Raw genomic sequence first — 26647 nt, forward strand, 5'->3', positions numbered from 1 at the left:
AAACCAGGAGACAGTTATGGAACTCGCTGTGCAGTTGGATGAGCAGCTTGAGGTTAAAACCTTGCTGCACGTGCTGATGGCGCTCAAGAAAGGTGATTTTTCTGCGCGCATGCCTGGTGATTTGACCGGCATGCCAGGCAAGATTGCCGACACGCTCAATGAAATTATGGAATCGAACGAGCTGTTGGCGAAAGGGATTGCAGAAGTGAGCCGCGAAGTAGGGCGTGAAGGACGTCTTTCGCAGCGTGCAGTTATTGCATCTACCTCGGGTGGATGGAGCACGATTGTTAATTCTATGAATACCTTGATCGACGATCTTGTGCGGCCCACTACAGAAATGGCGCGGGTTATTGGTGCTGTAGCAAAAGGCGATTTATCGCAAACCATGGCGCTCGATGTTGATGGTCGTGCGCTGAAAGGGCAATTCCTTCGCTCCGCTACAACCGCGAATACCATGGTGGAGCAGTTATCGTCATTCGCATCGGAAGTAACCCGCGTTGCGCGTGAAGTGGGTACCGAAGGCAAGCTCGGCGGGCAAGCAAACGTTCCCGGCGTGGCCGGTACCTGGAAGGACTTGACCGACTCGGTGAACTCCATGGCCGGTAACCTGACATCGCAAGTGCGTAATATCGCCGATGTAACCACTGCGGTTGCCAACGGCGACCTCTCTAAAAAAATCACCGTGGATGTGCGTGGCGAAATTCTGCAATTGAAAGATACCATCAACACCATGGTGGATCAGTTGCGTTCATTTGCATCGGAGGTAACGCGTGTTGCGCGGGAAGTAGGTACTGAAGGCAAGTTGGGCGGGCAAGCTTATGTACCAGGCGTAGGAGGCACCTGGAAGGACCTTACCGATAACGTGAATTTTATGGCATCGAACCTGACGGATCAGGTGCGCAATATCGCCAACGTGACTACAGCGGTGGCAAACGGTGATCTCTCTAAAAAAATTACCGTGGATGTAAAAGGCGAAATTCTGCAATTGAAAGACACCATCAACGTGATGGTGGACCAACTTTCGTCATTCGCATCGGAAGTAACGCGCGTTGCGCGTGAAGTGGGAACAGAAGGCAAGCTCGGTGGCCAGGCACAAGTAAAAGGTGTTGCAGGAACCTGGAAAGATTTGACCGACTCGGTAAATTCCATGGCGGGGAACCTGACATCGCAAGTGCGAAATATTGCCGACGTCACTACAGCAGTGGCGACAGGCGATCTCTCCAAAAAAATCACCGTGGATGTAAAAGGTGAAATCCTCGAATTGAAAAACACCATCAACGTGATGGTGGATCAGCTCAACTCCTTTGCATCGGAAGTAACGCGCGTTGCGCGTGAAGTGGGAACAGAAGGTAAGCTCGGCGGCCAGGCGCAAGTAAAAGGCGTTGGTGGAACCTGGAAAGACCTCACCGATAACGTGAACTTTATGGCCTCCAACTTAACAGGGCAAGTGCGGAATATTGCCGAGGTAACCACCGCAGTAGCGCGTGGTGATCTCTCCAAAAAAATCACCGTGGATGTAAAAGGTGAAATCCTCGAATTGAAAGACACCATCAACGTGATGGTGGATCAGCTCTCGTCGTTTGCGTCGGAAGTAACGCGGGTAGCGCGTGAAGTGGGGACCGAAGGAAAGCTCGGCGGACAGGCAAATGTATCCGGTGTGGCGGGAACCTGGAAGGACTTGACCGACTCGGTAAATTCGATGGCCGGTAACTTGACCGACCAGGTGCGTAACATCGCCGAGGTAACCACGGCGGTGGCAAATGGCGACCTCTCGAAAACAATTACGGTAGATGTGAAGGGTGAAATTTTTGAATTGAAAAACACCATCAACGTGATGGTGGATCAGCTCAATTCATTTGCATCGGAAGTAACGCGCGTTGCGCGTGAAGTGGGAACAGAAGGTAAACTCGGCGGACAGGCAAATGTATCCGGTGTGGCGGGAACCTGGAAGGATCTCACCGATTCGGTGAACTCGATGGCGGGTAACTTGACTGGACAGGTGCGCAATATCGCCGACGTAACTACTGCGGTAGCGCGTGGCGATTTGTCCAAAAAAATTACTGCCGACGCCAAAGGTGAAATCCTCGAATTGAAAAACACCATCAACGTGATGGTGGATCAGCTTTCGTCATTCGCATCGGAAGTAACGCGCGTTGCACGGGAGGTGGGAACAGAAGGTAAGCTCGGCGGCCAGGCGCAAGTAAAAGGCGTTGGTGGAACCTGGAAAGACCTCACCGATAACGTGAACTTTATGGCCTCCAACTTAACAGGGCAAGTGCGGAATATTGCCGAGGTAACCACCGCAGTAGCGCGTGGTGATCTCTCCAAAAAAATCACCGTGGATGTAAAAGGTGAAATCCTCGAATTGAAAGACACCATCAACGTGATGGTGGATCAGCTCTCGTCGTTTGCGTCGGAAGTAACGCGGGTAGCGCGTGAAGTGGGGACCGAAGGAAAGCTCGGCGGACAGGCAAACGTATCCGGTGTGGCGGGAACCTGGAAGGACTTGACCGACTCGGTAAATTCGATGGCCGGTAACTTGACCGACCAGGTGCGTAACATCGCCGAGGTAACCACGGCGGTGGCAAATGGCGACCTCTCGAAAACAATTACGGTAGATGTGAAGGGTGAAATTTTTGAATTGAAAAACACCATCAACGTGATGGTGGATCAGCTCAATTCATTTGCATCGGAAGTAACGCGCGTTGCGCGGGAAGTGGGCACTGAAGGTAAACTCGGTGGACAAGCGCAAGTAAAAGGAGTCGGTGGTACCTGGAAAGATCTTACCGATAACGTGAATTTCATGGCATCCAACCTGACCGGCCAAGTGCGCAATATCGCCGACGTAACCACAGCGGTAGCGCGTGGCGATTTGTCCAAAAAAATTACTGCCGATGCCAAAGGCGAAATTCTCGAATTGAAAGACACCATCAACGTGATGGTGGATCAGCTCTCGTCATTTGCGTCGGAAGTAACGCGTGTAGCGCGTGAGGTGGGAACGGAAGGAAAACTCGGCGGCCAGGCAAACGTATCCGGTGTGGCGGGAACCTGGAAAGATCTCACCGACTCGGTGAACTCAATGGCGGGTAATCTGACGTCGCAGGTTCGTAACATCGCCGATGTAACCACAGCAGTAGCTAACGGTGACCTCTCCAAGAAAATTTCAGCCGATGCCAAAGGCGAAATCCTGCAATTAAAAGACACCATCAATACCATGGTGGATCAGCTGCGTTCATTTGCGTCGGAAGTAACGCGGGTAGCAAGGGAAGTAGGTACCGAAGGTCGTTTGGGTGGACAGGCAAACGTGCCGGGTGCATCGGGAACCTGGAAAGACCTTACCGATAACGTGAATTTTATGGCGTCGAATCTGACCGATCAGGTGCGCAATATTGCAGCGGTAACCACAGCGGTTGCGCGCGGTGATTTGTCCAAAAAAATTACCGTGGACGTAAAAGGCGAAATCCTCGAATTAAAAAATACCATTAACGTGATGGTGGACCAGCTCTCGTCATTTGCATCGGAGGTAACGCGCGTTGCGCGGGAAGTGGGTACTGAGGGTAAGCTCGGTGGCCAGGCGCAAGTGGAAGGCGCGGCCGGTACCTGGAAAGATTTGACCGATAACGTGAACTTCATGGCCGCGAACTTGACCGCACAGGTGCGCGGTATCGCCGGCGTGGTAACGGCAGTAGCCAACGGCGATCTCAAGAAAAAACTGACCGTAGCAGCGCAAGGTGAAATTGCGGCACTCGCCAACACCATTAACGAAATGACTGACACGCTTGCGGTTTTCGCTGACCAAGCAACCACTGTGGCACGCGAGGTGGGCGTAGAAGGAAAGTTGGGAGGACAGGCGAGCGTGCCCGGTGCGGCTGGAACCTGGAAAGATCTCACCGAAAATGTAAACCAATTAGCGGCGAACCTTTCAACGCAGGTGCGCGCAATTGCAGAAGTGGCGACGGCGGTAACACGCGGTGACTTATCCCGTTCGATTCAGGTTGAAGCGCTTGGTGAAGTATCGGATCTGAAAGATAACATCAACGAAATGATCCGCAACCTGAAAGAAACCACGCAAAAAAATGCGCAGCAAGACTGGCTCAAAACCAACCTCGCGCGCTTCACGCGCTTGCTGCAAGGCCAGCGCGATTTGGAAACGGTGACCTCACTGATTCTGTCGGAATTGGCTCCGCTGGTGAATGAGCATCACGGCGTGTTTTACATGATGGACTCCAGCACTAAAGATTCCCGCCTCCGCATGATTGCAAGTTACGGTTATCGTTCAAATCGCAAATTGCCAACGTCATTCCTTCCCGGCGAAGGTTTAGTGGGCCAATGTGCAAAAGAGAAAGCAGGTATTTTGTTAACCGACGTTCCCGGCGATTACATTCAGGTATCATCGGGACTGGGATCAGCGACACCAAACAATATTGTGGTATTGCCGATTTTATTTGAACAACAAGTAAAAGCCGTTATTGAAATCGCCTCGCTTGATCGTTTTACCGAAACGCATCTGTCATTCCTCGATCAATTAATGGAATCCATCGGCGTAGTATTGAATACCATTGAAACAAACAGCCGGACTGAAAGTTTGTTGACTCAATCCCAATCGCTCGCGCAGGAATTGCAACAAACCAATCAGGAACTCGCTGAAAAAGCACGCTTGTTATCAGAGCAAAACTTTGAAGTAGAGCGAAAAAATACCGAGGTAGAACAAGCCAAAATGGAGTTGGAAGAAAAGGCGAGCCAGCTCGCACTCTCCTCCAAATATAAATCTGAATTCCTTGCAAATATGTCCCATGAATTGCGCACACCGTTAAACAGTTTGCTAATCCTTGCGCAACAATTGAGTGATAACCCGAACGGCAACCTCTCTGATAAACAAGTAGAGTTTGCACGTACTATTCACGGTTCCGGTAGCGATCTATTAACGCTCATTAACGATATTCTTGACCTGTCAAAAATTGAGTCGGGAACGGTTACGCTTGATATCAGTGAATACCGCTTCCAAACAATCCGTAATTACGTTGAGCGTACCTTCCGCCATATGGCCGAAGCGAAACAACTTGGCTTCTCAATTGAACTCGACAATTCATTGCCTCCGTCAGTAATGACCGACAGTACACGGTTACAACAAATCCTTAAAAATTTATTGTCCAACGCATTTAAATTTACCTCGCGCGGCCGCGTAACATTGAACATCAGTTTAATGGATGGTGGTTGGACGGCGGATCATCCAACCCTGTCGCAAGTCGATGCAGTACTGGCATTCAGTGTTACCGATTCGGGTGTTGGTATTGCTGCGGATAAACTCCAATTAATTTTCGAGGCATTCCAACAGGCAGATGGCAGTACCGCCCGTCGATACGGCGGCACCGGCTTGGGCTTATCAATCAGCAGGGAATTGGCGCGGTTATTGGGCGGGGAAATTCGTGTTGAAAGTGAAATAGATGTGGGCAGTACTTTTACACTTTTCCTTCCGTATCAACGCAATGAATTTTCAAAAGATCTCTCTGCCAAATCAAATACATTACAACTTTCAGCTCCGCGCAGAAGTGTGCGTTTTGAACGATCTGAAAAGAGTGAGGCAGTAGCTGGATCGATTGATAGTGTCGGGCAAACAAGTGAGGAAAACCTTACAGACTCTGCATGTGCCATAGTTAATCCAAAATTCGATGACCGGGCGCTAATGGTAGAAGGCGATCCGTCGGTGTTGATTGTCGAGGACGATTCCGCTCGCGCCAGTTTATTGCTGGACGCAGCGCGAGGGCAAAATTTTAAAGGGATTGTGACATCCTCCGGCGAATCCTTATTAACGCTGGCTCGCGACTATTTGCCTACCGCGATTTTGCTCAAGCTTCGCTTGAGTGACGCGGATGGCTTCACTATTCTGGAGCGCCTCAAGCGCGATCCTGCTACACGGCATATTCCTGTGCATGCTATGTCAGGTTCGGAAGAAATTAGTATTGCATTGCAAAACGAAGATCGCGAGCATGTTGTGCGGCTTGGTGCTGTCTCCTACTTGTCTGAACCCATTTCAACTGAACGGTTGCAACAGGAGTTTTTGCGAATTCAACGCTATACCCAACGCGATAAACGAAGATTATTAGTGGTAGAAGACGATGAGATTCAGCGCAATAATATTGTTGAACTGATTGGTACTTCCGATGTGGATATCCATGCTGTCACCAGTGGTAGAGAGGCGCTCGACGCACTCTCCAGCTCACGTTTCGATTGCATAGTGCTGGATTTAACCTTGCCCGATATCAGCGGTTTTGACGTAATTGATACGATTGGAAAAGATGATGCATTAAACGATATTCCCATCGTGATTTACACTGCAAAAGATTTGGATCGCAAAGAGTTAACCAAATTAAAACGCCTTGGAAAAACAATCGTTATTAAAGACGCGAATTCACCTGAGCGCCTGCTCAATGAGACCTCCTTATTTCTCCATCGCGCCCACGCAAGTATGCCGGAACCACAGCGCCGGATGATGGATGCAATGCGTGCGGCGGATAGTGGATTAGCGGGTCGAAAAGTGCTGATTGTAGATGATGATTTGCGCAATATTTTCGCGTTGAGTTCAGTGCTTGAACGACAAAATATGAAAGTGTTATTTGCAGAAAATGGTCGCGATGGAATTGAAGTGTTGGAAAAAGATCCTGATGTCGAAATTGTACTTATGGATATTATGATGCCGGAGATGGATGGCTACGACACTATGCGGGCAATTCGCTGCATTCCAAAATTCAAAGCGCTACCGATCATTACGCTCACGGCGAAAGCCATGAAAGGTGATCGGGATAAATGTATTGCGGCGGGCGCATCCGATTACATCACCAAGCCAGTTGATGTGGCCCAGTTGTTGTCGCTAATGCGTGTGTGGTTACATTAATCGCATGCGCATTACTGGTAGCATTGAAGAACTGGAAATTTCGTTATTGCTGGAAGCTATTTTCCAGCGTTTCGGCAGTGATTTTCGCGGACATCAAAAAGATATCCTGCGAAAAAAGCTCAATAATTTCCTGAGTGTTCATTCCCTCAATTCCTTTTCTGCATTGCAGGAAAAAATATTGCACGATGCAACTTTTATTGAGCCATTACTTTGTGCGCTTGATGGCCGTGTTGCCAGCCTGTTTGAGTATCCGGAGCAGTTCCTGAAAATGCGAAAGGCCTTTTCTCCCTGGTTGCGGTCTTGTCCTGCGCCCAAAATTTGGATAACAGAATGTACTGCGGCAGAGGATATTTACAGCATTGTCATTTGGTTGACTGAGGAAAATCTTTACGACAAAACAACAATATATGCAACTGGCACCAACGCAACACTGCTTGCCGCTGCAGGCCAGGAAAAGTTTTCAGCAGCACTTCTCGAACAATATAAAGAGAATTACATGCTTGCTGGCGGCACCGGAAAATTATCCGATTACTGTGAAGAAGTTGCTGGTGTAGTTGTATTCAATCCGCAATTTAAAAAGAATATTATCTGGTCGGAATACAATCTAAGTACAGACTCATCGTTTAACGAATTCGAAGTCATTATTTGTTGCAGTGGATTATCTGATTTGAATGCGCGATTACAACACCGCGCGCTGCAAGTGTTCGCCGATAGCCAACCGCGCTTCGGCATGCTATTGCTAAAAGGCGAAAACAACCTCGCAATACCAGTTTTATCCCGCTATAAATTGCTTTCGCAGCGATATAATTTCTATCAGCACATTTAAGGTTGTTGGTTTTTACCGCTAAGAGAGCTAACAATGGCTTTTTTCGAGCAAGTACATCAAACATTGCTGGTGTTCTTGCTAGCAAAGTCTGGCAGTGAATTGCTAGCATAATTTTGCAGCATATAACTTCATGATTTTTAAAGTTTTATTAGAGTTTTTATGAGAATCTGTGGTGTAGTGGATTAACGCAGCTTAAATTGGTATGAATACCTGTTGCGGGAGAGATACGTACTGGCTGACTATGTAAGGGTGTCGTCAGTTTGGAATGGGCGCGCGTTATTTGATTTATAGACAGCCTGCGAATGGTGATGTGAGCAATGGTTTATTTGATATTCTAATCACAACACAGTTAAGACTGTGATGTTTGCACCCGGCCTATTAACACCAGTTCAGGACTGTTTAGTGGTGTTAGATGTTTTCATCAGTATGGGACGATAAGGGGGGACGAATATCCAAAAGTGTTTGCTGCGCAGGCGTATCACTGTTTTCAGCTTGATATGTACTGGCAAGCTCTTGGGATGTCGCCGTAAACAAGCTTAGAGCAGCTTTACGTGATTGGGGCGACGAAATACGATCAAATAACTCTTTAAGTTCAGGCCCTATATTGGAGGAAGTCATCAAGGTCATCTCCGTGCGTAGCATTTGTTTCAAGTCTAATCCTAACTCTCCGTATAATGAATGTCGATGGTGTTTATAGAATATACACCTAAGTCCTTGTCGTTTTACCATTCGTTAGTTCATCGCTAACAATTGCAACATATGACATAGAAGCGGTAATTATTTGGTGGGGTTTCATATTTTGGGTGTTTTTAGGGGGTACTTTCACATATTGTCTATTTTTCCTATGGGGTTTCACATTTCCATCAAAAAATAAGTAAAAGTATGAAAGTAAAACTGCGTAAGTTATTGAATAATTAATAAAAAAGTATAATTTCTATTTACAAACTCATTGTCATTTTTTAGTCTCGAAAAAACTTTGACGGACTAATTTATGACTCCTTTTGGACATTACTTAGAAACAGTCAGACGTGCTCGGGATATGCAGCAAACAGAGCTCGCTAATCTCCTGGGTATTGATCCCTCTTATATTTCATCTATTGAGCGTGGCAAAAAAGGCCCGCCCTCTGCCGATATTTTGCAAAAAATAAAAGCGGTCCTGTCTCTGAGTGAAGTCGAATCCAAAGAGTTGGATCTTGCAGTTAAACAATCCGAGCGAGTTATAAGACTGCCTGATAATACTAGCCTGGCAGAATACGCTTTCATCTCTACATTAAGTCGTCGAATTGGTTCTTTGAGCAAGGAAGAAGTAAATGCAATGGCGTGCATTTTACAATTGGGCGAAAAAGCCAACTGCGGAGGACAAATCATGAGTTAAAACAAAAAAGCCAACAACAATTGCTTGCTGCTGGCTTTTAGGGAAGGAAATACCTTCGATGTGGTGTCCAAAGTATTCCCTTCTCTGAAATCCCTGTCAAGCGCTTTCAATCACGAATTTAGGTTCGAGGTATCTGCTCGCCGTTTAGACGCGCAGCTGCCTCCAGAGCTAAGGGGTTACTATGCTTACAAATCAACAATTTAACGAATATATTGCCGCGCATAATTTATCGCTAGCTGCGGTGGAATATATCCAGGCGACTCGCTCTTCAGAAGCGTCTCGAATGGTCGGAGTTAAAGCCATCTCTAATGTGGTTTCGTTTGTTCCATCTAAAAAGATGGGATTCACTTTGTCGTCAGAGAGTCGCGGCCCTGAGCGCGCGTTTTTGCTAATGTCCGAATATGACGAGCGCGTGCTGGAAATATGGGATCAGCCCCCATCGATACAAATACTAAGAACCGATATTAACGGGCGAAAAATCAGACGGTGGTACACCCCCGATTTTTTAATCCTCACCATTGATGGTCCGATAATTGTTGAGGTGAAGTCAGAGCATGCCGTTGATGTTCTTGCTAAGCGTTATCCTCAAGATTGGATTAGGCGTGGCGAGCGCTCAGTTGATTATATTCCGGCTGCGAATGCATTCCACGAGATCGGAATTCAATTTAAGGTTTTTGTATTTTCAAATGAGCTGCGGTTTTTGGTGAACAACCTTGATCTGATGATGAGAAGCCGCCGATATGGTTCATGTGTGGACCTGTCAGAGCTAGAGCAAGTATTTAATAAATCATTTGCATGGACGCTACATGATTTAAAAGAAAGACTAAACCTCACGTCTTATACCGATTTAATTAATTTAATTGATAGCCGTGTTTTGCAATTTGATATAAGAAATGACTTGTTGACAGAGCCAAAAAATTGCTTGGTAGTGCGTGATGCAAGATTATTGGATGAAGCGAAATCTCTTTTTGAAAGCAAAAGATTAGTTGATCCTCTAAGCGTTTCGTCAGTTAATTTTTCAGCTATGCCAAACGAAAAGTACGCACAGGATGTGTTAGGAAAAATTGAAAAAATAAATAGTGGTTTAAAAAATCGTTCTGTCTTTCGTTGGAAAAGTTTAATCAAGCAAGGTCAAAAAAATGGTCTTAGCCCATTTCAGTCATTAATATCACGACGGTACCTATCAGGAAACAGACGGGGACGAATAAATGGGAGAGTAAAGACTTTCTTGGAATCTCATGTTGCAGAGAATCATGTAAAGTCTCAAGGAAAATCTACTTATCGCTGTTACGTTACATATCGCGTGGATGCCATCGTTCATCATCCTGATTTTCCCCCTGTAGTATGGGAAACCTACCGAAGTTACGTAAAACAATTACCCGCTGGCATTTTAGCTAAAGGCCGTGGAGGCCAACGAGCAGCAAATAAAGATGCTTTGCCATCTGACCCAGCCGAACGCCACTTAAAGCCTGATCTGCCGTGGCGTATGGCTGCAATAGATCATTATCTGGCAGACATTTATCTCATTTATTTTTCAGACGACGGTGTTGTTTGGGTTATGCGTCCATGGCTTACCGCTATGATTGATCTTTTTTCCGGTGAGGTCCTTGGCTTCGCGGTAAGTTTTCAATCGCCTTCACGTAAAGCCAACTGCAAGGTAATAAGAGACTGTGTGCGCCGGCACGGTAAATTGCCCGCGGAGATTATCGTCGATAGAGGAAGTGATTTTAAGTCGGTGTATTTTGCATCGCTAATGGCTCACTTGGATTGCATTTACTCCTTAAGGCCATCGGGATATCCCAAATACGGTTCCGAGATTGAAGGCTTGTTCGGTGAGTTTAAAAAACAATGGCTATCTCAACGTCGAGGCAACCTTGCAGATTATAAAGAGGCGCGTTCTGTGGATGGAAAAGTTCATCCTAAAAAAAGCGCAGTACTAACACCTTTTGATTTTTATCGAGAATTCGAAGAATTTTGTAATTGGCGCAGTCACAAACCGCGAGGAATTTCTGAACAATCAGGGTTTAATCGCTTTAACCTGGTGGGAAACGAGTTTTCATTTGTCGCAATACCTGTTGAGCTTAATGATGAATTTTTGTTGGCGACTGCCGTTGAGACCACAGATTACACAATTGATTTTCAGCGAGGCATTCATGTAGGTTCATTATTCTACTGGTCGCCAAAACTTAGTTTGTTGCGTGGGAAGAAGCAGTCTACAGAGGTAAGACCTGATCCCGAAAACCCCCATTTAATCTATGCCCGCATCAATAACACATGGGAGGTCTGTTTAAGCTCTCATGCCAATCGCTATTCTGCGTTAGACCCAATATCTCAGCGAATAGAAATGTTAAAGGTAGTTGAGTCAAAAAAGAGTAAATCGCTTATTGCGAGGTCTGCTGATGAAGATCTTGTTCGAAAAATAAGATCTATGGATTTTGTGTCAGAGGGAATGAATCTCCAATCTCAAATGATGGAAATACCCGAATCGCTAGAAGACCAACCTTCTGCCTCGCAAGATATTTTTACTGCGGTGATGAATACCCCCGTTAGTCCACTTTCTGTTAATAATTGGTAGGAGGTTTTATGTCTAGTAATATTTTTGATTTTAGAATCGCCCACCGCAATTGGCAGGAAGCTGTTGCGTCCCTTTTTGCGCTTCTAACTGCAGCCTCTCCTGGAGAAGTCGTTGTTGTTGCTGGCCCTTCACGATGTGGAAAGACCAGGCTAATTGATCACGTTTGTGACCTGTTATTTCCTGATAAATCGGCATTTTCAGGAGGAAAGATGCCTTATGTAATTGTAGATGCAGTAAATGCCGGGCCAAATGGCAGCTTTTCTACCAAGTCTTTTACCTTAAGAATGCTTGCAGCAGTGAAGCATCCATTTTATTCGCTTGATAGTGTCGAACCAGAGCAGATGAGCGAATACAAGTTATTAAAAATGGATCGCTCAACTGAGTCTTCCTTGAGGATTGCGCTAGAGAGAGCCTTTATTATCAGAGGCGTTCTCTATTTGTTCATTGATGAGGCGCAGCATGCGAATTACGCCACTAAAGGTGCTATGGGTGCTCATGCTGTGCTGGACTCATGGAAATGTTTTGCAAAGTCTACGCAAGTCGTTCTGGTGATTGTGGGTGCTTATCCTATTTTAAATATCCTTCAAAATTCACCTCATATGCTGGGTCGAAAGCATCAAGTGCATTTACCCAGATATTATTCAACTGAAGCTGATGTTAAAGAGTTTGTCGGTATTCTTGATGCATACGAGGCCAAGCTTCATAAACAGGGAATTAAGTCCGAGTTAAGAAAACACGCCAAACTGCTTTATGGTGGAAGTTTAGGTTGCATTGGGTTGCTTCGGGCGTGGTTAATGCGCGCCTATTCATACGCACAAATTCGCGATAACAATATCAGTGAAAATTTGTTGCTAGCCACAAAATTGCCTGATTCGGATCTGCGTGAAATAGCGATAGAAATAGAGCACGGCGAGCAAATTCTCAACGAGGGCAGACCTATCTGGGAAATTCAAAAGCCCAAAAGCGCAGTCAGTGATTTTACACAAAAGGAAAAGCAAAAGCCTTTTCAACGTAATCCGAAAAGAGAAGCAGGGGGAAATAGAAGTGAATAATCCTTCAGAGTCTACCGTCCTGCTACCGATATCTTTGTTGGGAAACGGCACTCCAGAGATTGAGTCCTTCCCGTCCTATTTGCATCGTGTTGCTTATGATCATGGTGTTTATGTGGGTGTGTTGATTCGATATTTGTACAGACATGAAAGAGTGATGGGTTCTGATGACTTGGAGCGGGAGGAGCCTAAATACTTAAACCCCAATGAGTTGGTTCACCCGTACGGTACAACGAATATGCTGGTCTCGTTATTTGAGCGAGCAACGGGTCAATCTTTAGCAGCGAGCACGTTACAATTTTTAAACGGACCAATCGGTCGATCATCAGGTGAAATTGTTCAGGGCTTCCGTTGGTGCCCTGAATGCTTCAGAGAGATGATCGCGTTAGGTCATCAGCCTTACTTCAAGTTGATTTGGCATACGTCAGCTGTGAAAGCTTGCCCTATTCATCGGACACCACTGGCGAGCGAGTGCCAGAATTGTGGGTGCTCACAAAAGACTTATATTCGTAAATATCCAATTGAATGTTGCCAGGAATGTGGAGGGTCTTTGGCTAAACGGCACAAAAAATTATTACATTCAGAACTCAGCAAATCGTGGATAGATATTGGGTTTGATGTGATTCAGTTTTTCAGGGATATGGCCAGCAATAACTACCAACCACTGCCCATGGATGGGCTTCAAAAATCACTGGATAAAATATTTAACTTCTACTGGAGCAAAGGCCGAGAGGAGGACTTTTATAATCTCCTATCCCGTGATGAATTATTGTTAGCTATAGACGGAGAGCATCGCCTCAGCTTCCTATCGGTCAGGAGAGTTGCTCAACGAGTAGGAGTTCCTATCTATATGTTGCTCAGTGGGCAAGCCGAGTTTTCAACAGAGATGCTTGAATTAAAGTGCATCAGAAAATTACCTGATGGTTTGTTGGAGGTTAATAAAAAAACCAAAAAGGATCATATTGCTATCTTATCTAAAATTCGCCGGTACCTTAGAGGGCGGCAAACGCCGCCCTCTGTTCCTCTGGTTGCAACAGCAGCAGGAGTTTCTATTGGCTACCTGGAATACCGTCACCCTACGCTGGTGGCTGAGTTAGTCGCCAGGCATCAAGCCCATGAGCATCAGCAAAAGCTAAAGAGGGTTTACTATGCCCAAAGTGCCGCGCTGCAGTTTTTCCTGGATGAGAAATATTCATCTATTTCTAAGTCGAGGAAGCAGGCCTACAAAACGGTTAGAAAAGAAACTGGGCTGCCTAAATTTTTGTTGCAGCGAGCAGTAAAAATTGCCTATGCTGCGATTTATATGGACTAATTACTCTTCTCTATTCTTAATATAAACAGTAATTCTTCACAGGCTCATTATTGTTTTATAAAGTACTCGTTTGAGCCTGTGAATGCATACAAATATTTTCTCAATGAGAAATATTATCTGTTTAATGTAAAGTTTTATATAGGGTTACTTCATATCAATTCATGAAAAAATTTCTCTGATTCTTGCATGAACTCCGGGTAAATCACCACGAAGGCTTAGCTCATTGAAAAAATAAAATCCCTTCTCTGTTGGTTTAACTAATAGTGCAGAATATCCTTTGATCGAAATCGTTTTAGCTCCGTTATTTACCTGTAGAGACAATTGATTATCGTCAATTGAAAATTCACACTTTAAGTTGTCCAACTCTAGGTAACTAAAAAGAGCCTTGAACATTGCTTTCTGCTCTTCAATTGAGCCAATAGATGGAATTTCACCGGCAATAGCGTAACGTAAAAAAGAAGCTGCCAATTTACGATCTAGTAGACGTTTTAAATGTTGATTATAGAAGTGATCTAAGCACTCAGTACATGATGTATTACAGTCACACTCTTCAAGTATTTTTAATGCATCTTTAATTATTTCCTCAAAATACTTAGCTGCTAACTCCGAATATCCGGCTCCACCAGATAGCGTGTCGTATAAATAAATATCCAGTGAAATTGAATCATCAATATTGTTAGGAGGGACTAATCTGTGACCACTGCCAAATTCAGTAGGATCTAGATCTAATTGTCTGTGTCGTGACGCGGCTAATCGCAACGCCTCTGCAATGGAGTGAGCGGCTCCCTCTAAAACCCTGACGGTAGAGCCACTTTGCAAATCGGTAATAAACGGGTTTGAAATTTGAAAACGAACCAGCAACAAATCGGTTGAAAAATCAAACCATAGAAAGACATTTTTGAATTCTCCATCACAGTGCTCTCCTGCATCCTTATGCTTAGTTAAATAAGGTCTCTTATGCTTCCCATCAACGACGTTGCCGTCATTTACGTGAGCACAACCACATTTATTACAGACATAAAATCCCATGGATTCATTTATATCTGCAAGCCCTTTATTAAGAGTAATAAGACGTTTATCAGTAGCATATGTGAATTTTAAATTGGTATTAATAGCATTAAAGTTAAAAATTTCACCATCTACTGGCTGTGGAAATTGAGCCATTGTGGCATAGGTGATTTCTTGTTCTCTGTCGTCTTCTGGTAGATCCTTTGCTTTTTCAGGGCCAAATATTTCAGGTTGTATTACTAGTTTGTTTTGAAGGGCTCCACTGCATACAGGACAATCTGATGGAGGATTGCCTTTTGTTCTGGGGTCTCGCACGTAGGGGCATCTGGTGCACATTACCAAAATTTTAGAGTCCGAGAATAGTTTTTCAGAACGGTTTAAATCCGAATATATAGCACTTGCAAATACACCTCCAGATCGATAAGTCTTTTTATTAATAATAACTAATCGTCCGGGAGCATATTCACTCAATGCTTGATTGGTTGACTGCTGTGGCATTTGTTCAGTGCGAACTTCCCATTTATGAAGCCTTTCTACTAAAAAACTACATAATGAAGTAGGAAATGCATATGAAGGAAGAAGCGAATGAAAGAATAAGTATTCTAGTAAATCCTCCTGCTCAAAAATAATATCATCTTGATCTTCTAAACTATCATCAACTCGAGTAAGCTCATCCTGTACCTCTTTTTTAAGAGTCGCAAGTTTGTTCAAAAACTCTTCTGCAATTAGCATAACCCAATTTTCCAAGGGTCCGCTCACATTTAAATTCTTAGGTATCCATGCTGTTATTACGGTGCGTAAATTGTGTGGGGGTAAAATTAACTGGCCTTTTATCCATGCAGAAAAGGAGTCGAAATTCACTTCGCTTGAGACTTCACTAAAGAAATCTTTTGTTTTACCAAATGCTTTACCTAGATTAGATGAGTCTGCTCCAAAACTTGAAAATTGATGAAAAAATGTCTGTAGCAGGAACGAGTGAACATGACGTTTTGCAATTTTTGGATTATCTGTTTTTAGTTCTGGGCTTCGAGGATCTCCGCTAATAATTTTTTTAGGATTTAAAAAATAAAAGCTATCGTGAGGTCCATTTTGCGAGAAAGTAACAACCGACGAAACCGCGGCTCCTCTTCGGCCTGCTCTACCAGCTCTTTGTTGATAATTTTCACGTTGCGGAGGGACATTTCTTAGTGCAACTGCCACTAAGGAGCCAATATCTATTCCTACTTCCATCGTCGTCGTACAGCTGAGAACATCAACGGGTCGATCCTTTTTATTTATAAGAATATCTTGAAATCTAAGCTCATGCAATTCAGTGGTTGAGTGAACACTTTTTCTATCTCGATTAGATAATTGCGCTGTATGCTCTTCGGCACTAAGATTGTAAATAGATGATTGATCCTGAAATACGTTTTCAATAGGAGTGCGCCAGAATGATTTTCTAGCCGACAGATATTTGTCATCTTTCATCACTTCTCGAAGATGAGTTTCCCCACAGAATATACAGCCGTTTCGGAAACTAACGGGAATTAAATAAGTGCACCCTTTACACTGAAACCAAGTTTTATTTAAATCGATATTCAATTTTACACTGTTTGGATTTACATAGAAACCGCCTTTGTCAGTTGTGAAAACAGATTGAAATTCTTGTTCAATCGTCTCTATTGTTTTGGAATCAACCGAAAATCGTCTTTCTAAGCTTTGCTTAAATATTTTTGAAAACTTTCCTTTAGAGCCCCATCCTCCTTTGCTCCAAAACCCCGCTGCTCGTTCCCTCAGATAAGAGGGGATATCTGGATCGAAAGCATATCCACTCAATAACTCTTCGAGCCAGCTTATAGAAAGCGCATACAATTCGTCTGAGTTAAAAATGTTCTCAAATTTTTTCGTGAGCTTCTTTAAAGAATTTTTTGTTGGAGCTACATGGCCAATTGTTGTTCCAAATAGTGAGTAGTAACTACTACAAAGTAATTTTAATAATGCTATCTTATATCTAGAAGGGGCGGTGCCAGGAGAATAGTGATCATCCAATAAAGATCCTAGATCAGAATTTTCATTTTCAAGCGATTCTATCTGCTTATCTATAGCCTCTGATTCAACATCAAACATTGAAAGATTATTTTTCCTTAGCGTCTCTAAAAAAGCTAAATATAACAACTCCGTTGGCTTAGGCTCTAGGTTTAGCTTGGATAAGTCATCGGCAGCCAATGCTATCGCTTGTCTAAAAACATCTAATTCCATGTCTCTTGGCATATCTCGCGCTAGTCGAGCAGCCTTTTGTCTACCATCAGAAAAAACTAAAACTTTTCTGCCTGCATTCGGGAAGGCCCGATCTGCAGGTTTAGTAGGTGATTGCGACTTTAATTGTGTACGAACTAATGCCGAAAACGGCGCTTCGCCTTTTGTCTTATGATCCATTATCTTGGATGGTTCTTCGGGAGAGGCGGAAGTTTTTCTACAACAAATTGGACAAAAGTTAAAAGTTAAGTTCTGTTCGGTGGAGAGATCCTTGTCTGGAATCCACACGGATCGAAAACCTAAGAGATTATTAGGGTGTGAAAATGATAAATTCCCGGTTATTAAGTGAAGCCATGCTTCTCTCACGCGCGCGTTTGGATTTGGTTGGCTCTCCACGAGCATTTCAATCGGATAAAGTTGTCGTTTGTGGTCTTCTATAGAAATTGCATCGGGTTCATGCCATACAAAATCAACTTTTTCATCAATCCACCCTTTTAATAATGCAGCGCCGCAATCTCGGTGTGTGAGAAATTCATAAACCCGCGAATTGGATTGACAATCGCATGAAAGTAATGGTTTTGTATGGTATTTACCTAATAAAGAATTGAAGTTATTTGTTTCGAATCGATTGGTACACGTTGGATCTACACAAGCGTATAAACCAGGTAATCCTCTATAGAATAAGTGCAAGCGAGAGGGCATGAGTATCCGGCCATCGCTTTTTCGCTTAGCAATTGAACATAGAACTAGTAGAGCATCTAAAGCCATCTTCGCCGTTTTGTCTTGACTTGAAGGAAAAATCAAGCCTTGTAAAATCTCTAGGGAAGATGCTTTCCCCATGACATTGTTAATTAACAAATTGGCAGGACCGAATTCATTAAGCGCGGAAAAAAGAAAATCTGGCAAATCAGCTTTATCATTGTCTTTTACTGTCCATCCTAAATTATTCGCGAGATGCTGGATGGTTTGTATGGCTGATTGAGGATCTAATACGCTATTAGTTAGCGACCGAATATCACATGAGGCTAACGAATTTGTTTCTGCGTCTGTCGCAGATCGACCAATCTGACGTTTTTCGGGCGTGCCAGTGATAACTTTAAAATCATGAGCGGCATCATCAATTTGCCCAGTTAAATCCTTTGCGAACTGGCGAATATCAGCTTTTGCATTTTCATCAGACCCCAAGCTTGCACTCGTTAGTATGCAACGCATGCGGTCTCTGGAGATCCCTAGGCGTGACATAAGTCGTCTGATTAAAAAAGCAACTTCTGCTCCGCCAGCACCTCTATACATATGGGCTTCATCAAGAACTAGGATAAGTTTATTATTTTCGTCTTCAGCTAACCATTTTGCCGTCTGATCAAACAATGACCGTTCAATAGGGCGGAGCAGCATATATTCGAGCATCGAATAATTTGTGATTATTAAATCTGGGCACTCTACTTGCATTTCATGCCTAGTCATTAATTCTGCATCGGAAGTTTGAGTTAGAAAGCGCTTCTTCCAATGCTGCCAAGTGTGGGTTTTTCCATCCTTTTGGACTTTCTCTTCTTTAACTCCTTCATTGTAAAAACCAACCAAGTCCTTAGCTGGCCAACGCCCCATATTTATGAGTTTTGATTTAATGGCCGGACTACTTTCAATTTTTAAGTAAAAATCATCAAAAAGAGAAGCGATATTCTCTTTATCTTTTTCATTTGTACGTGGACCAGGGTAAGGTGTTCTTCCTATATAGCTTCCAAAACGTAAAGGTCGAACTCGCTTACCTCGAATGATCTTATTTACATTCTCGTTGCCGATCAGCCTGCGAATACGTGCCATTTGATCGCTAACTAACGCATTCATTGGATACAGCAATATGGCCCTGCAACCAGGCAATGAGCTGGACCCTTGTTCTTTATTACACTCCATTGCTAAATTCCCTATTATTGGCATCAAGAAACTCTCTGTTTTTCCTGAACCGGTGCCCGTAGCGATAACAAGGTCTAAGTTTTCAGCGCCAAAAAATGCCTCCAATGCTTCGGCTTGATGTTTATAAGGTTTTGGGTATAGCCCTGAATTTTTTTCCTGTTTAGATATTAATGTTAACGCTTCTTTTACTGGCCCCGGGATATTCAACTCTGAGTAGCCATCAACCTGTTCATAAATTGGTGTAGCTTCAACAAAAGCTTCTTGTGCAATAACTCCGGGGGTTTTCAATAATGCTCTTCTCTCACTAATCAGTCCTTCATCTTTGATGTGGTATTGAGCCTCGATATATTGCAACAATGCAGAGTGCAGTCCATTTGATACATCATGAACGCCTAATTTCTCATTCTCATAACGCTCGCTCATGTTTTAAACTCCTGTCTGATTTGTTAGCTCAAAGCCCATGTGATTAAAAAATAATTTAATTAAAGGAAACAATTTAAATGGGAATCTATATTCTCTCGGCCATTTACTTCTTGCTAAATATGGATCTGTCCAGCCATAGCTCATAAAGTTGCATTCGGGGGATGGTATCGGAAATGGAATGCTCACATATATCAGTTCTCCGCTGATTCGGAGCTTTACTTGTGGTCGGGACTTGCAAATCGATGCTTGCAATCTTCGAGCAGAATCTTTATCAATTTCTATGCTCATTGCTATTTTCGACACTCCAGTATTATCAAAAGATCTTATACCAAGGCCATAGGAAAATGTTTTTTTCTTATAATCGCCTACTTGAATTCTAAATAAAACATATGAAAACTCCTCTCGACAATCACTTATATTAACCCATCGGTTTGATTCATACACAGATACGTTATCTCCAATATCTATAGATAGCATTTTTGGTATGGAAGCATTAATAAACGCAGTTGACCATAAGCTAAAGTTGCTATAACAAAATTTAACTAAATCTACAAAGCGTTGTTTAGGTTGAGAGTTAATGTAGGTCTGAGTCCTGATGTTGCAGGAAATTATTCGAGCTCGGCCATAAAAGCTTATAAAAGCTCGAATGTCTTCCGGAAACATTTGTATTGGTCCTCCCCCTACAATTAAAAAATGTGAAGGGTCAATTTCTATCAATCGCTGAGGGGCCAAACTCCAGCCGTTTTCTATTTTTATTAGATCACTGATTTCGTGAAGAATATTTAGTTCGTCTAAGGCATCATACCGTTCAACAACAGAATCTTTGAATATTTCTCCCATGCGAACTCTTGCTGCTTGCGTTACACGATAAGTTGGAACAGAGTTTTTTTTAGCTGGAAATTTTTTACTATTCATTATTTCCAGAGCTATTGTTGCACGAATATATTCAGATATTATGGAAATAGTAATTGCGTCGACATCATTGTGAAAATTAAAATTCGTACTTATTGATGAAAGCAATTTTTCACAATTTAATATTTCCATATTAGTGCTTCTGCAAGTTAGCTAATAGCTTATTAACAATTTCGTTATTGATTGAATCTGGCATATGTTTCTTGAGAGATGCTTGAAATTCATTAACGTCCAGATCGCTAGATGCAGCCCAAGGCAATATCCATCCTATAGCAATCGAATCTATTATTTGATCAGGCTCTTTGTTTTCAATTTGAAACAACCAGAATAGGGCTCGAATCACAATCCACTTTCTTAACTGCGTTATAGGCATGCTTAGGGCGCTTACCGCGGTTTCAGCTTCTAAAAGGTCTGATGCACTATACGTATTTGCTTTTTTTGAAAATGGGAAAAACAAATTTCCTGGTGCAACATTTTTCAATTTTGGCCTTCCCCATCTCATAATATCCGTGTTCAATATCGGACCCAGTTCTAGTAATGGGCGACAATCGATATGGGTAGAGGGGCCGTCTACCCATGTTGCAATAAATGGGACTTTATTATTCGATTCATCACCTTCCAATTGTCTGCTTACTATCAAGTTTCTTATGTGGTCGCCGTAGATCTCGAATGCGGATCTATTGACTCCCTTTAGGTATATGCCACGGATATCAGCATTTTCGTATTGAATTTGGTGTAGCAGGTCTTCGCTAATTGAGCTGTCGCACAATCCGAGGGGAATATGCCAAACTAGATGATTTCCGGAGAATAGAGTACGTGAAGTTACATCCGCCAATATCTCAGCCAAGGAGCCACAGAATTGAACAATCTGACCCGAGAAAACTGACGCAGCTACGATGCCAGAAATAATCTCAGCATCTAACCTATTTATACCTATGCGATGAAAGTTTTCTGATAATAGCTTGGCCGTATCATCAATATTTTCTAAATTTTTAATCGCTGTATCTTGAGAATAAAAATTCTTGTTAATTTTAAATGGCTTTGAATCTGCTCGATGTATGGTTTTTTCGATCTCGAGTTTTTTCGAGGTTGCCTCTTGCATGAGGGCTACATTTTCAGAGATAGCTACAATTTTTTCTTCAAACTCTGCTAAAAATTTTTCTACCACATCCAATCTTTCTATGTTTTCAGATGTTGTAGATGATATCAGATCAACGTCTACACGTTTTAAATTGATTTCTTCTATTTTTTCTAAAATTACTTCGTTTTGATTTTCAATTTTTTTATACGTTATAGTGGCGCTTTCTGTAATTGATTTTAAGCTTTCCTCAAAAACTGATTTGCTTACGAAATCATCTGAAGCGACTTCATTATTGCTGCTTGATATAATTTTACGTAGATCTGCAATATCTGATTTTAGTTGGCGGATATTTCGCCTCTGCTCTAAAAAATCATCACTAGGTAAGCTAGATATTAAATCCATTGCGGCTGTAGAAAGTGAAAATCCGCTAAATTCCATTAGCTTAAATGCATCTGAGTTTGAGCAGCCATCAGGCTCACAAGTATTTATAAAATTTTTCAATAATTCAATTTCAGTTTTTGAATCAAAAGTTATTTTCTCTGGTTCGCCATTAAATAGATTTTTATAATTGACTCCGACCCACATTAACCAAATCATTCCCAGGGCTGACCATTCCCGTTCGGCGTAATTTGTTTCAATATTTGAATGCGTTAGCATATGAACTAATTTTTTTAATCTCTCTTTGTGTTCTCTTGCGGACTTACTTTTAAATCCATCTACTTTAGGTAGAAAATTAGATATAATTTTTTGTGGGAATTTTTCCAAAAAAATTAGAATATTTGAAGATCCTAAAGCCGTGATTCGGATTTTCGCTTCTTTAGAGTAAATTAAACCCATTGTCATCCCTTTTTTTATTTGTCAATTGAATTAGTTCTTTTTCGATGCTCATATACAGCGGTTTGGATTTGGCGATGGGTTTGCATTTTGTAAATGCTTCAATAAGCTCTGAATCAGTTAAGCATGCGATAGCTTGGGGCCACTTTGGCTGGGTGGGTAACATCGAAAGGTATGCTGTTATGGCTCTCTTTACGGAAGAGTTAAGAGTTGCCAGTGTGTTTTTTTGTGTTCTGGCAGGTATTAATAGCCGCCCCAAACTATCGAAATCTAAAAGAAAATCCAAATAAACTTGATTAAGCTTAGTTAATATCTTCTTCATAGAATCTTCTCCTGATTCACGAAGAATCTCTTCGTCGCGCCAAATCCCATGCTTACCTATGTATACTTTTCCGATGCAACCATCAGGAAATATAATGGAATTCAAAGTGAGTTCATCATCCCTAACTCTATTAAATATTTCATAAGCATCAAGTGAATGAACGTTTGCACAAACTTTGCTTCCATCCCTTTTTTGGGCTTCTAATACTACAGTGGGAAGTTCCAATTCTTGGATCTCTAAATCGTATTCGACATTGGCTATAGTCGACGATTTCAAACATGAAACGTGTAATTGCTTTTTGTTCTTAGAAGGTATGCTTAAAAATCTATTTGTATCTGAAGAAATATCAAGTTGTATTGAGTCTTCATCATCAAAATTCAGTAAAACTGGGGTGGAATATAATTGGCCAGTGCTTTCTGCCCCACTTAAGCAAAATATAATACATTCATCTTTTAATACCGATGCGCTTTGAGCTGTCTGTCTTTTAATGAGTGGAGGCCAAACAGGGATTAATGTAGGATTTAATTTTTTAAAGGAAAGTTTTGTAAAATCCTCTAGCCATATCTGAGTTTTATAGTCCACTTTTCCTGGTAGCGTTATTAATACACCTGCCCAGCCATTTCTTTGAATCAACTCTTCAATAATAATATTTTTAGGAAATTCCACTTTTTTGCTTGATCTCCAAATGAATGCATAAGTGCAATTCACTTTCAAATATGCAGATCTGCAAGCACCGCCATTTCCAATTTTCTCAAATGGGCCGAATGAATTTACCGTGCTTAAACTGAGAGCCTCAAAATAGGGGCTCAGTAACTGAGCCAGCGGCCCGTTATCCGGTAACCATTCTATTAAGTATGGTTTTGTTTGAGGGTCAATAATTATTTTTCTTATAATTTCATTATTTCCATGTAAGTCTATGGTTTGCATCCTGCCTTCCATGGACACAAAAATTTTTCCTGCACGAATTTTATTTACAGGCAATTTGAGATACATGCTCCAGCCCCGTGGTGGGCCGAAGCTTGATATTTGAATTTCCAATTCTAATTTTGGTGTTAATTCATATGCGGTATATTTTTCTGAATTAAATTGTTGATGTTCAGAATAAATATAATTATCGCAATCAGGACTTCCCATGCCTTGTAAGTGTGCAAAATATGGATCAATAATATTTCCAGCCCTTAGTGAGACTGGAGCTTTGCAAATTGGACATATATAGGCAATTCCATGAATTGCTTTCTCAGCACTTACGGGCGTGTCAAGCGAATATCGTCTTATGGCATATTTCATTTTCGGGTTTGCCCGACTCTAGTATTAAAGAAGACAGCTGATATCAGAGTGTGTTATTTCCTCTCTTGGCTTTCCTAGTTCAATTTGATTCTTCATCATCTCTGCGCTCCATTGTTTATAATCAGGCTGATTGCGAGCGCGAGCGATTAGCCAGCGATCTGCAGCCAATGAGCTAATTTCCGCAACCGTTTTGAGGGAACTTACATCCGGCGATCCAGTTCCTCCTCTTAATAAATCGATAGAGTTTTCGGCGAATAATGAAATGAAAACCTCTCGTCTGATACCATGTTTTAAAGTTGTTCCTCTAAAACCAAGGGCTTGAAGGGCAGCTTTAATGGTTCTTATTCTCCAATTGGAACCTTGACCAAAAGAGTGTAGATCGGCATAGCGGTGATCAATTATTCTTAGATAGTTTCGTAATTCTAAGAATAAATCATCTGGAACATGAAAATGGCCCCATCCCGTGCTAAAACCAATTCTCTCAAAAAAGTCTATTCCCTCTATTTTTAATCTGTTATATACGGAAGATTTCCCCATGGAAGAAGATGTAGTTACGGCTAGTAGTTTTGCTTGTTTTTGTCGATTCGAAATAATTCCTACAGAAGATCCATATTTTTCGGAAAATTCATTATATATTTCAGCGCTACGGACGAGGCATGCTATGAGTTTTCCTCCTAGTAACATGTTATATGGTGGAATGGCGCCCAGCACGTATGCATCCATTACGTTAACCAATCGTTCGCTTCGGTCTTTGCCTTCCCATTCAATAAAGTTATCTCGAGCAGAAAGATTAAAAACTGGATCGCCTATCGCGATTAATCCAATTAGTTTTCCATTATTGTCATCCCAAACTAGAAATCTTAATCTTCTTCCGAATCCGCTTGAAACCGGTACTGACCAAGTTAGCGATGCGAGCTTAAATAGCGCAGATTGCCAAGTATTTCCATCAATTCGTTCCAGGCGAGGCTTTATATTATTAACATCTACCTCTGAACCGTTGGCAAAATATTTCTCAAGTTTGCAGTAGTTTTTCATCAAAAATTCAGTGTTACGAATAACAATCTGCTTTCGCTGAGAGGCATGAAGTTCGCGTATAATTTCCTTGGAGGTGCCTGGCGGCTTCAGTTCTCCATCACCATCGCGCGTAAATCCCAGTAATGATAAATGAGAGCGAATTTTTCGTTTCAGATAAACTTCCTTTGGGTTTATATGAATTATACTTCCGTTATTTTTATTTGCCATGATGTTCTCATTTCTAGGTTTTCTGTATTTTTAAATTTACTAAAATTCAAAAATTATTCTGATAAATTAATTTTTTACGCTATGAATGTTCTATTATTTAATAATCGCCCCAAACATTTGCGGAGCTCGCATCATAGAAAAAAACATTTAATGGATTTTTATTTTTTCTTAATTGGGAAAAGCTCTGAGCAGTCTCAATTAAATTTTGATTGGCACTCGATTCGGGATCGCCATAAATGCTTATATATAAATTAGTTATTTTCCCTTTGATAATTGCACTAAATATATGCTTGTCAGAGTCGCCAAGTGAATGACCATAAACAAATAGATTTCCCCCAATTCCACAGAGACTTCTATAACCTCTAGATAGATAATCACTATGTTTAATTCGGGTTAGCTTGCTAATACTAGTTCCTTCCGCCACAAATACAGGATAAAGCTCTTTTGAAAGAGCTTCGCTTACTTGATCAATTATTCTGGTTCCTGTCTTGCACCATGTGTACTTTTGTAACTCCGCCCCTGCGTCAAATAGATGAAGGGCTCCGTGCAGATAGAAAATATTTTGATTGTATGCATTTTCAATATCCCAAGTTACATAGTCCGCCTTATCATTGCCCGAAGAACGAAAGCCATCATCAAATCTTGTTGGTGGTTCTTCAGTTGGATTTGACCTATCATTCATTAATACCCAATAAAGAAGAAGGTCGTAGTTTAGGCTATAAATTTTGTCGAACACACTTAGAAATCTACGACAGGCTGTGTATCTTTCTGTTTCAATTTCTGATGGCATAGCCGGGTGGCTATGAGCAATGGTGGCCACTAATAACTCGCGCAATTCATTGGCATTGTTTAAAAGGCATTCAGCCAATTCATTGTGTTTGGAGTAGAGACCTACCAATTTGGAGGCTTTTATTAATCCATCCATTACGATTTCGAAATCTTCAGTTCCAAGAGCATTGAATGCGCTCCTGACTTGCGGAGATAGCTTTTCGAATCTAGCTGCTTCAAACAGGGATTTATATGAAAAAATCTTTGGGAGACAGGCTTGACTAAATCCGTTCCCTAAGAGCAATCTGGGTTGCGATTTGCAGTTTTTTAATGCTTCGCTAAATGTGTATAGCTCCATTTCAAATCCTAGATTATTTATTCTATTCCGGTTTTCAGTTCCAATTCATTTTAGTCTTTTTAAACTCTGCTCCCTACATTTTCTGCCCTGAAGATGAGAGCGGCTTCGTCTAAGTAATTCACTTCGAGGTAAATTTGGTTTGTTTAGCTAATGTCTCCCAGAGTTAAATCTGGAGCATACCTTTGGCGTGCCGTGTTGAATGGCTTTGCTCTTGCCCATTTCACGGGTAACCGCTTA

General features: G+C 42.1%; 13 protein-coding genes. 6 read left to right on the forward strand and 7 right to left on the reverse strand.

Annotation, left to right across the window (positions count from 1 at the left end):
- Positions 1-16 precede the first annotated feature (16 nt).
- Both AC1RJL_RS19160 and AC1RJL_RS19165 read left to right on the forward strand, forming a co-directional pair.
- Positions 17-6892 (forward strand): HAMP domain-containing protein, encoded by a 6876-nt coding sequence (locus AC1RJL_RS19160; protein WP_492917026.1) that lies wholly within the window; start codon positions 17-19, stop codon positions 6890-6892.
- 4 nt (positions 6893-6896) lie between these two features.
- Complete coding sequence (locus tag AC1RJL_RS19165; protein WP_492917028.1) at positions 6897-7718, forward strand: CheR family methyltransferase; 822 nt, start codon at positions 6897-6899, stop codon at positions 7716-7718.
- A gap of 408 nt (positions 7719-8126) precedes the next feature.
- Here the strand turns inward: AC1RJL_RS19165 and AC1RJL_RS19170 are convergent, their stop codons facing one another.
- Entirely contained in the window at positions 8127-8339 is a 213-nt protein-coding gene (locus tag AC1RJL_RS19170; RefSeq protein ID WP_492917030.1) for a hypothetical protein, read from the reverse strand.
- Between the two features lie 370 nt (positions 8340-8709).
- On the opposite strand from AC1RJL_RS19170, the gene AC1RJL_RS19175 reads away from it, so the two are divergent.
- From AC1RJL_RS19175 to AC1RJL_RS19190, 4 genes are all read left to right on the forward strand, one after another.
- Entirely contained in the window at positions 8710-9093 is a 384-nt protein-coding gene (locus AC1RJL_RS19175) for a helix-turn-helix domain-containing protein (protein WP_492917032.1), read from the forward strand.
- A 181-nt stretch (positions 9094-9274) separates the two neighbouring features.
- Positions 9275-11668, forward strand: a complete 2394-nt coding sequence (locus AC1RJL_RS19180) for a TnsB C-terminal domain-containing protein (protein WP_492917034.1) — start codon at positions 9275-9277, stop codon at positions 11666-11668.
- A gap of 8 nt (positions 11669-11676) precedes the next feature.
- Positions 11677-12720 (forward strand): ATP-binding protein, encoded by a 1044-nt coding sequence (locus tag AC1RJL_RS19185; RefSeq protein WP_492917036.1) that lies wholly within the window; start codon positions 11677-11679, stop codon positions 12718-12720.
- Positions 12713-14029, forward strand: a complete 1317-nt coding sequence (locus tag AC1RJL_RS19190) for a TniQ family protein (RefSeq protein ID WP_492917038.1) — start codon at positions 12713-12715, stop codon at positions 14027-14029. Before AC1RJL_RS19185 ends, AC1RJL_RS19190 begins: the two co-directional genes overlap by 8 nt.
- A 159-nt stretch (positions 14030-14188) precedes the next feature.
- On the opposite strand, the gene AC1RJL_RS19195 is transcribed toward AC1RJL_RS19190, so the two are convergent.
- From AC1RJL_RS19195 to AC1RJL_RS19220, 6 genes are all read right to left on the reverse strand, one after another.
- On the reverse strand, positions 14189-19606 hold the full coding sequence (locus tag AC1RJL_RS19195; protein WP_492917040.1) for a DEAD/DEAH box helicase: 5418 nt from the start codon (positions 19604-19606) through the stop codon (positions 14189-14191).
- Positions 19607-19609: 3 nt separating this feature from the next.
- A complete protein-coding gene (locus tag AC1RJL_RS19200; RefSeq protein WP_492917042.1) occupies positions 19610-20650 on the reverse strand; it encodes a hypothetical protein in 1041 nt (346 codons plus the stop codon).
- 1 nt (position 20651) lies between these two features.
- Positions 20652-22436: a hypothetical protein gene (locus tag AC1RJL_RS19205; RefSeq protein WP_492917044.1), complete on the reverse strand. Its 1785-nt coding sequence runs from the start codon at positions 22434-22436 to the stop codon at positions 20652-20654.
- Positions 22417-24042, reverse strand: a complete 1626-nt coding sequence (locus AC1RJL_RS19210) for a competence protein CoiA family protein (protein ID WP_492917046.1) — start codon at positions 24040-24042, stop codon at positions 22417-22419. The genes AC1RJL_RS19205 and AC1RJL_RS19210 overlap by 20 nt, the downstream gene beginning before the upstream one ends.
- Positions 24043-24066: 24 nt before the next feature.
- Complete coding sequence (locus AC1RJL_RS19215; protein ID WP_492917048.1) at positions 24067-25284, reverse strand: Druantia anti-phage system protein DruA; 1218 nt, start codon at positions 25282-25284, stop codon at positions 24067-24069.
- Between the two features lie 97 nt (positions 25285-25381).
- Positions 25382-26410 carry a DUF4917 family protein gene (locus AC1RJL_RS19220; RefSeq protein ID WP_492917050.1) on the reverse strand — a complete coding sequence of 343 codons (1029 nt, stop codon included), beginning with the start codon at positions 26408-26410 and terminating at the stop codon, positions 25382-25384.
- Positions 26411-26647 lie beyond the last annotated feature (237 nt).

The sequence above is a fragment of the Cellvibrio sp. GW822-FHT04B05 genome, from assembly GCF_058800985.1.

What these genes read in the sequence shown, in the direction of transcription:
- AC1RJL_RS19160 (WP_492917026.1), top strand. Translation starts at nt 17, where the DNA reads ATGGAACTCGCTGTGCAGTTGGATGAGCAGCTTGAGGTTAAAACCTTG.
- AC1RJL_RS19165 (WP_492917028.1), top strand. Translation starts at nt 6,897, where the DNA reads ATGCGCATTACTGGTAGCATTGAAGAACTGGAAATTTCGTTATTGCTG.
- AC1RJL_RS19175 (WP_492917032.1), top strand. Translation starts at nt 8,710, where the DNA reads ATGACTCCTTTTGGACATTACTTAGAAACAGTCAGACGTGCTCGGGAT.
- AC1RJL_RS19180 (WP_492917034.1), top strand. Translation starts at nt 9,275, where the DNA reads ATGCTTACAAATCAACAATTTAACGAATATATTGCCGCGCATAATTTA.
- AC1RJL_RS19185 (WP_492917036.1), top strand. Translation starts at nt 11,677, where the DNA reads ATGTCTAGTAATATTTTTGATTTTAGAATCGCCCACCGCAATTGGCAG.
- AC1RJL_RS19195 (WP_492917040.1), bottom strand. Translation starts at nt 19,606, where the DNA reads ATGAGCGAGCGTTATGAGAATGAGAAATTAGGCGTTCATGATGTATCA.
- AC1RJL_RS19200 (WP_492917042.1), bottom strand. Translation starts at nt 20,650, where the DNA reads ATGGAAATATTAAATTGTGAAAAATTGCTTTCATCAATAAGTACGAAT.
- AC1RJL_RS19205 (WP_492917044.1), bottom strand. Translation starts at nt 22,436, where the DNA reads ATGGGTTTAATTTACTCTAAAGAAGCGAAAATCCGAATCACGGCTTTA.
- AC1RJL_RS19210 (WP_492917046.1), bottom strand. Translation starts at nt 24,042, where the DNA reads ATGAAATATGCCATAAGACGATATTCGCTTGACACGCCCGTAAGTGCT.
- AC1RJL_RS19215 (WP_492917048.1), bottom strand. Translation starts at nt 25,284, where the DNA reads ATGGCAAATAAAAATAACGGAAGTATAATTCATATAAACCCAAAGGAA.
- AC1RJL_RS19220 (WP_492917050.1), bottom strand. Translation starts at nt 26,410, where the DNA reads ATGGAGCTATACACATTTAGCGAAGCATTAAAAAACTGCAAATCGCAA.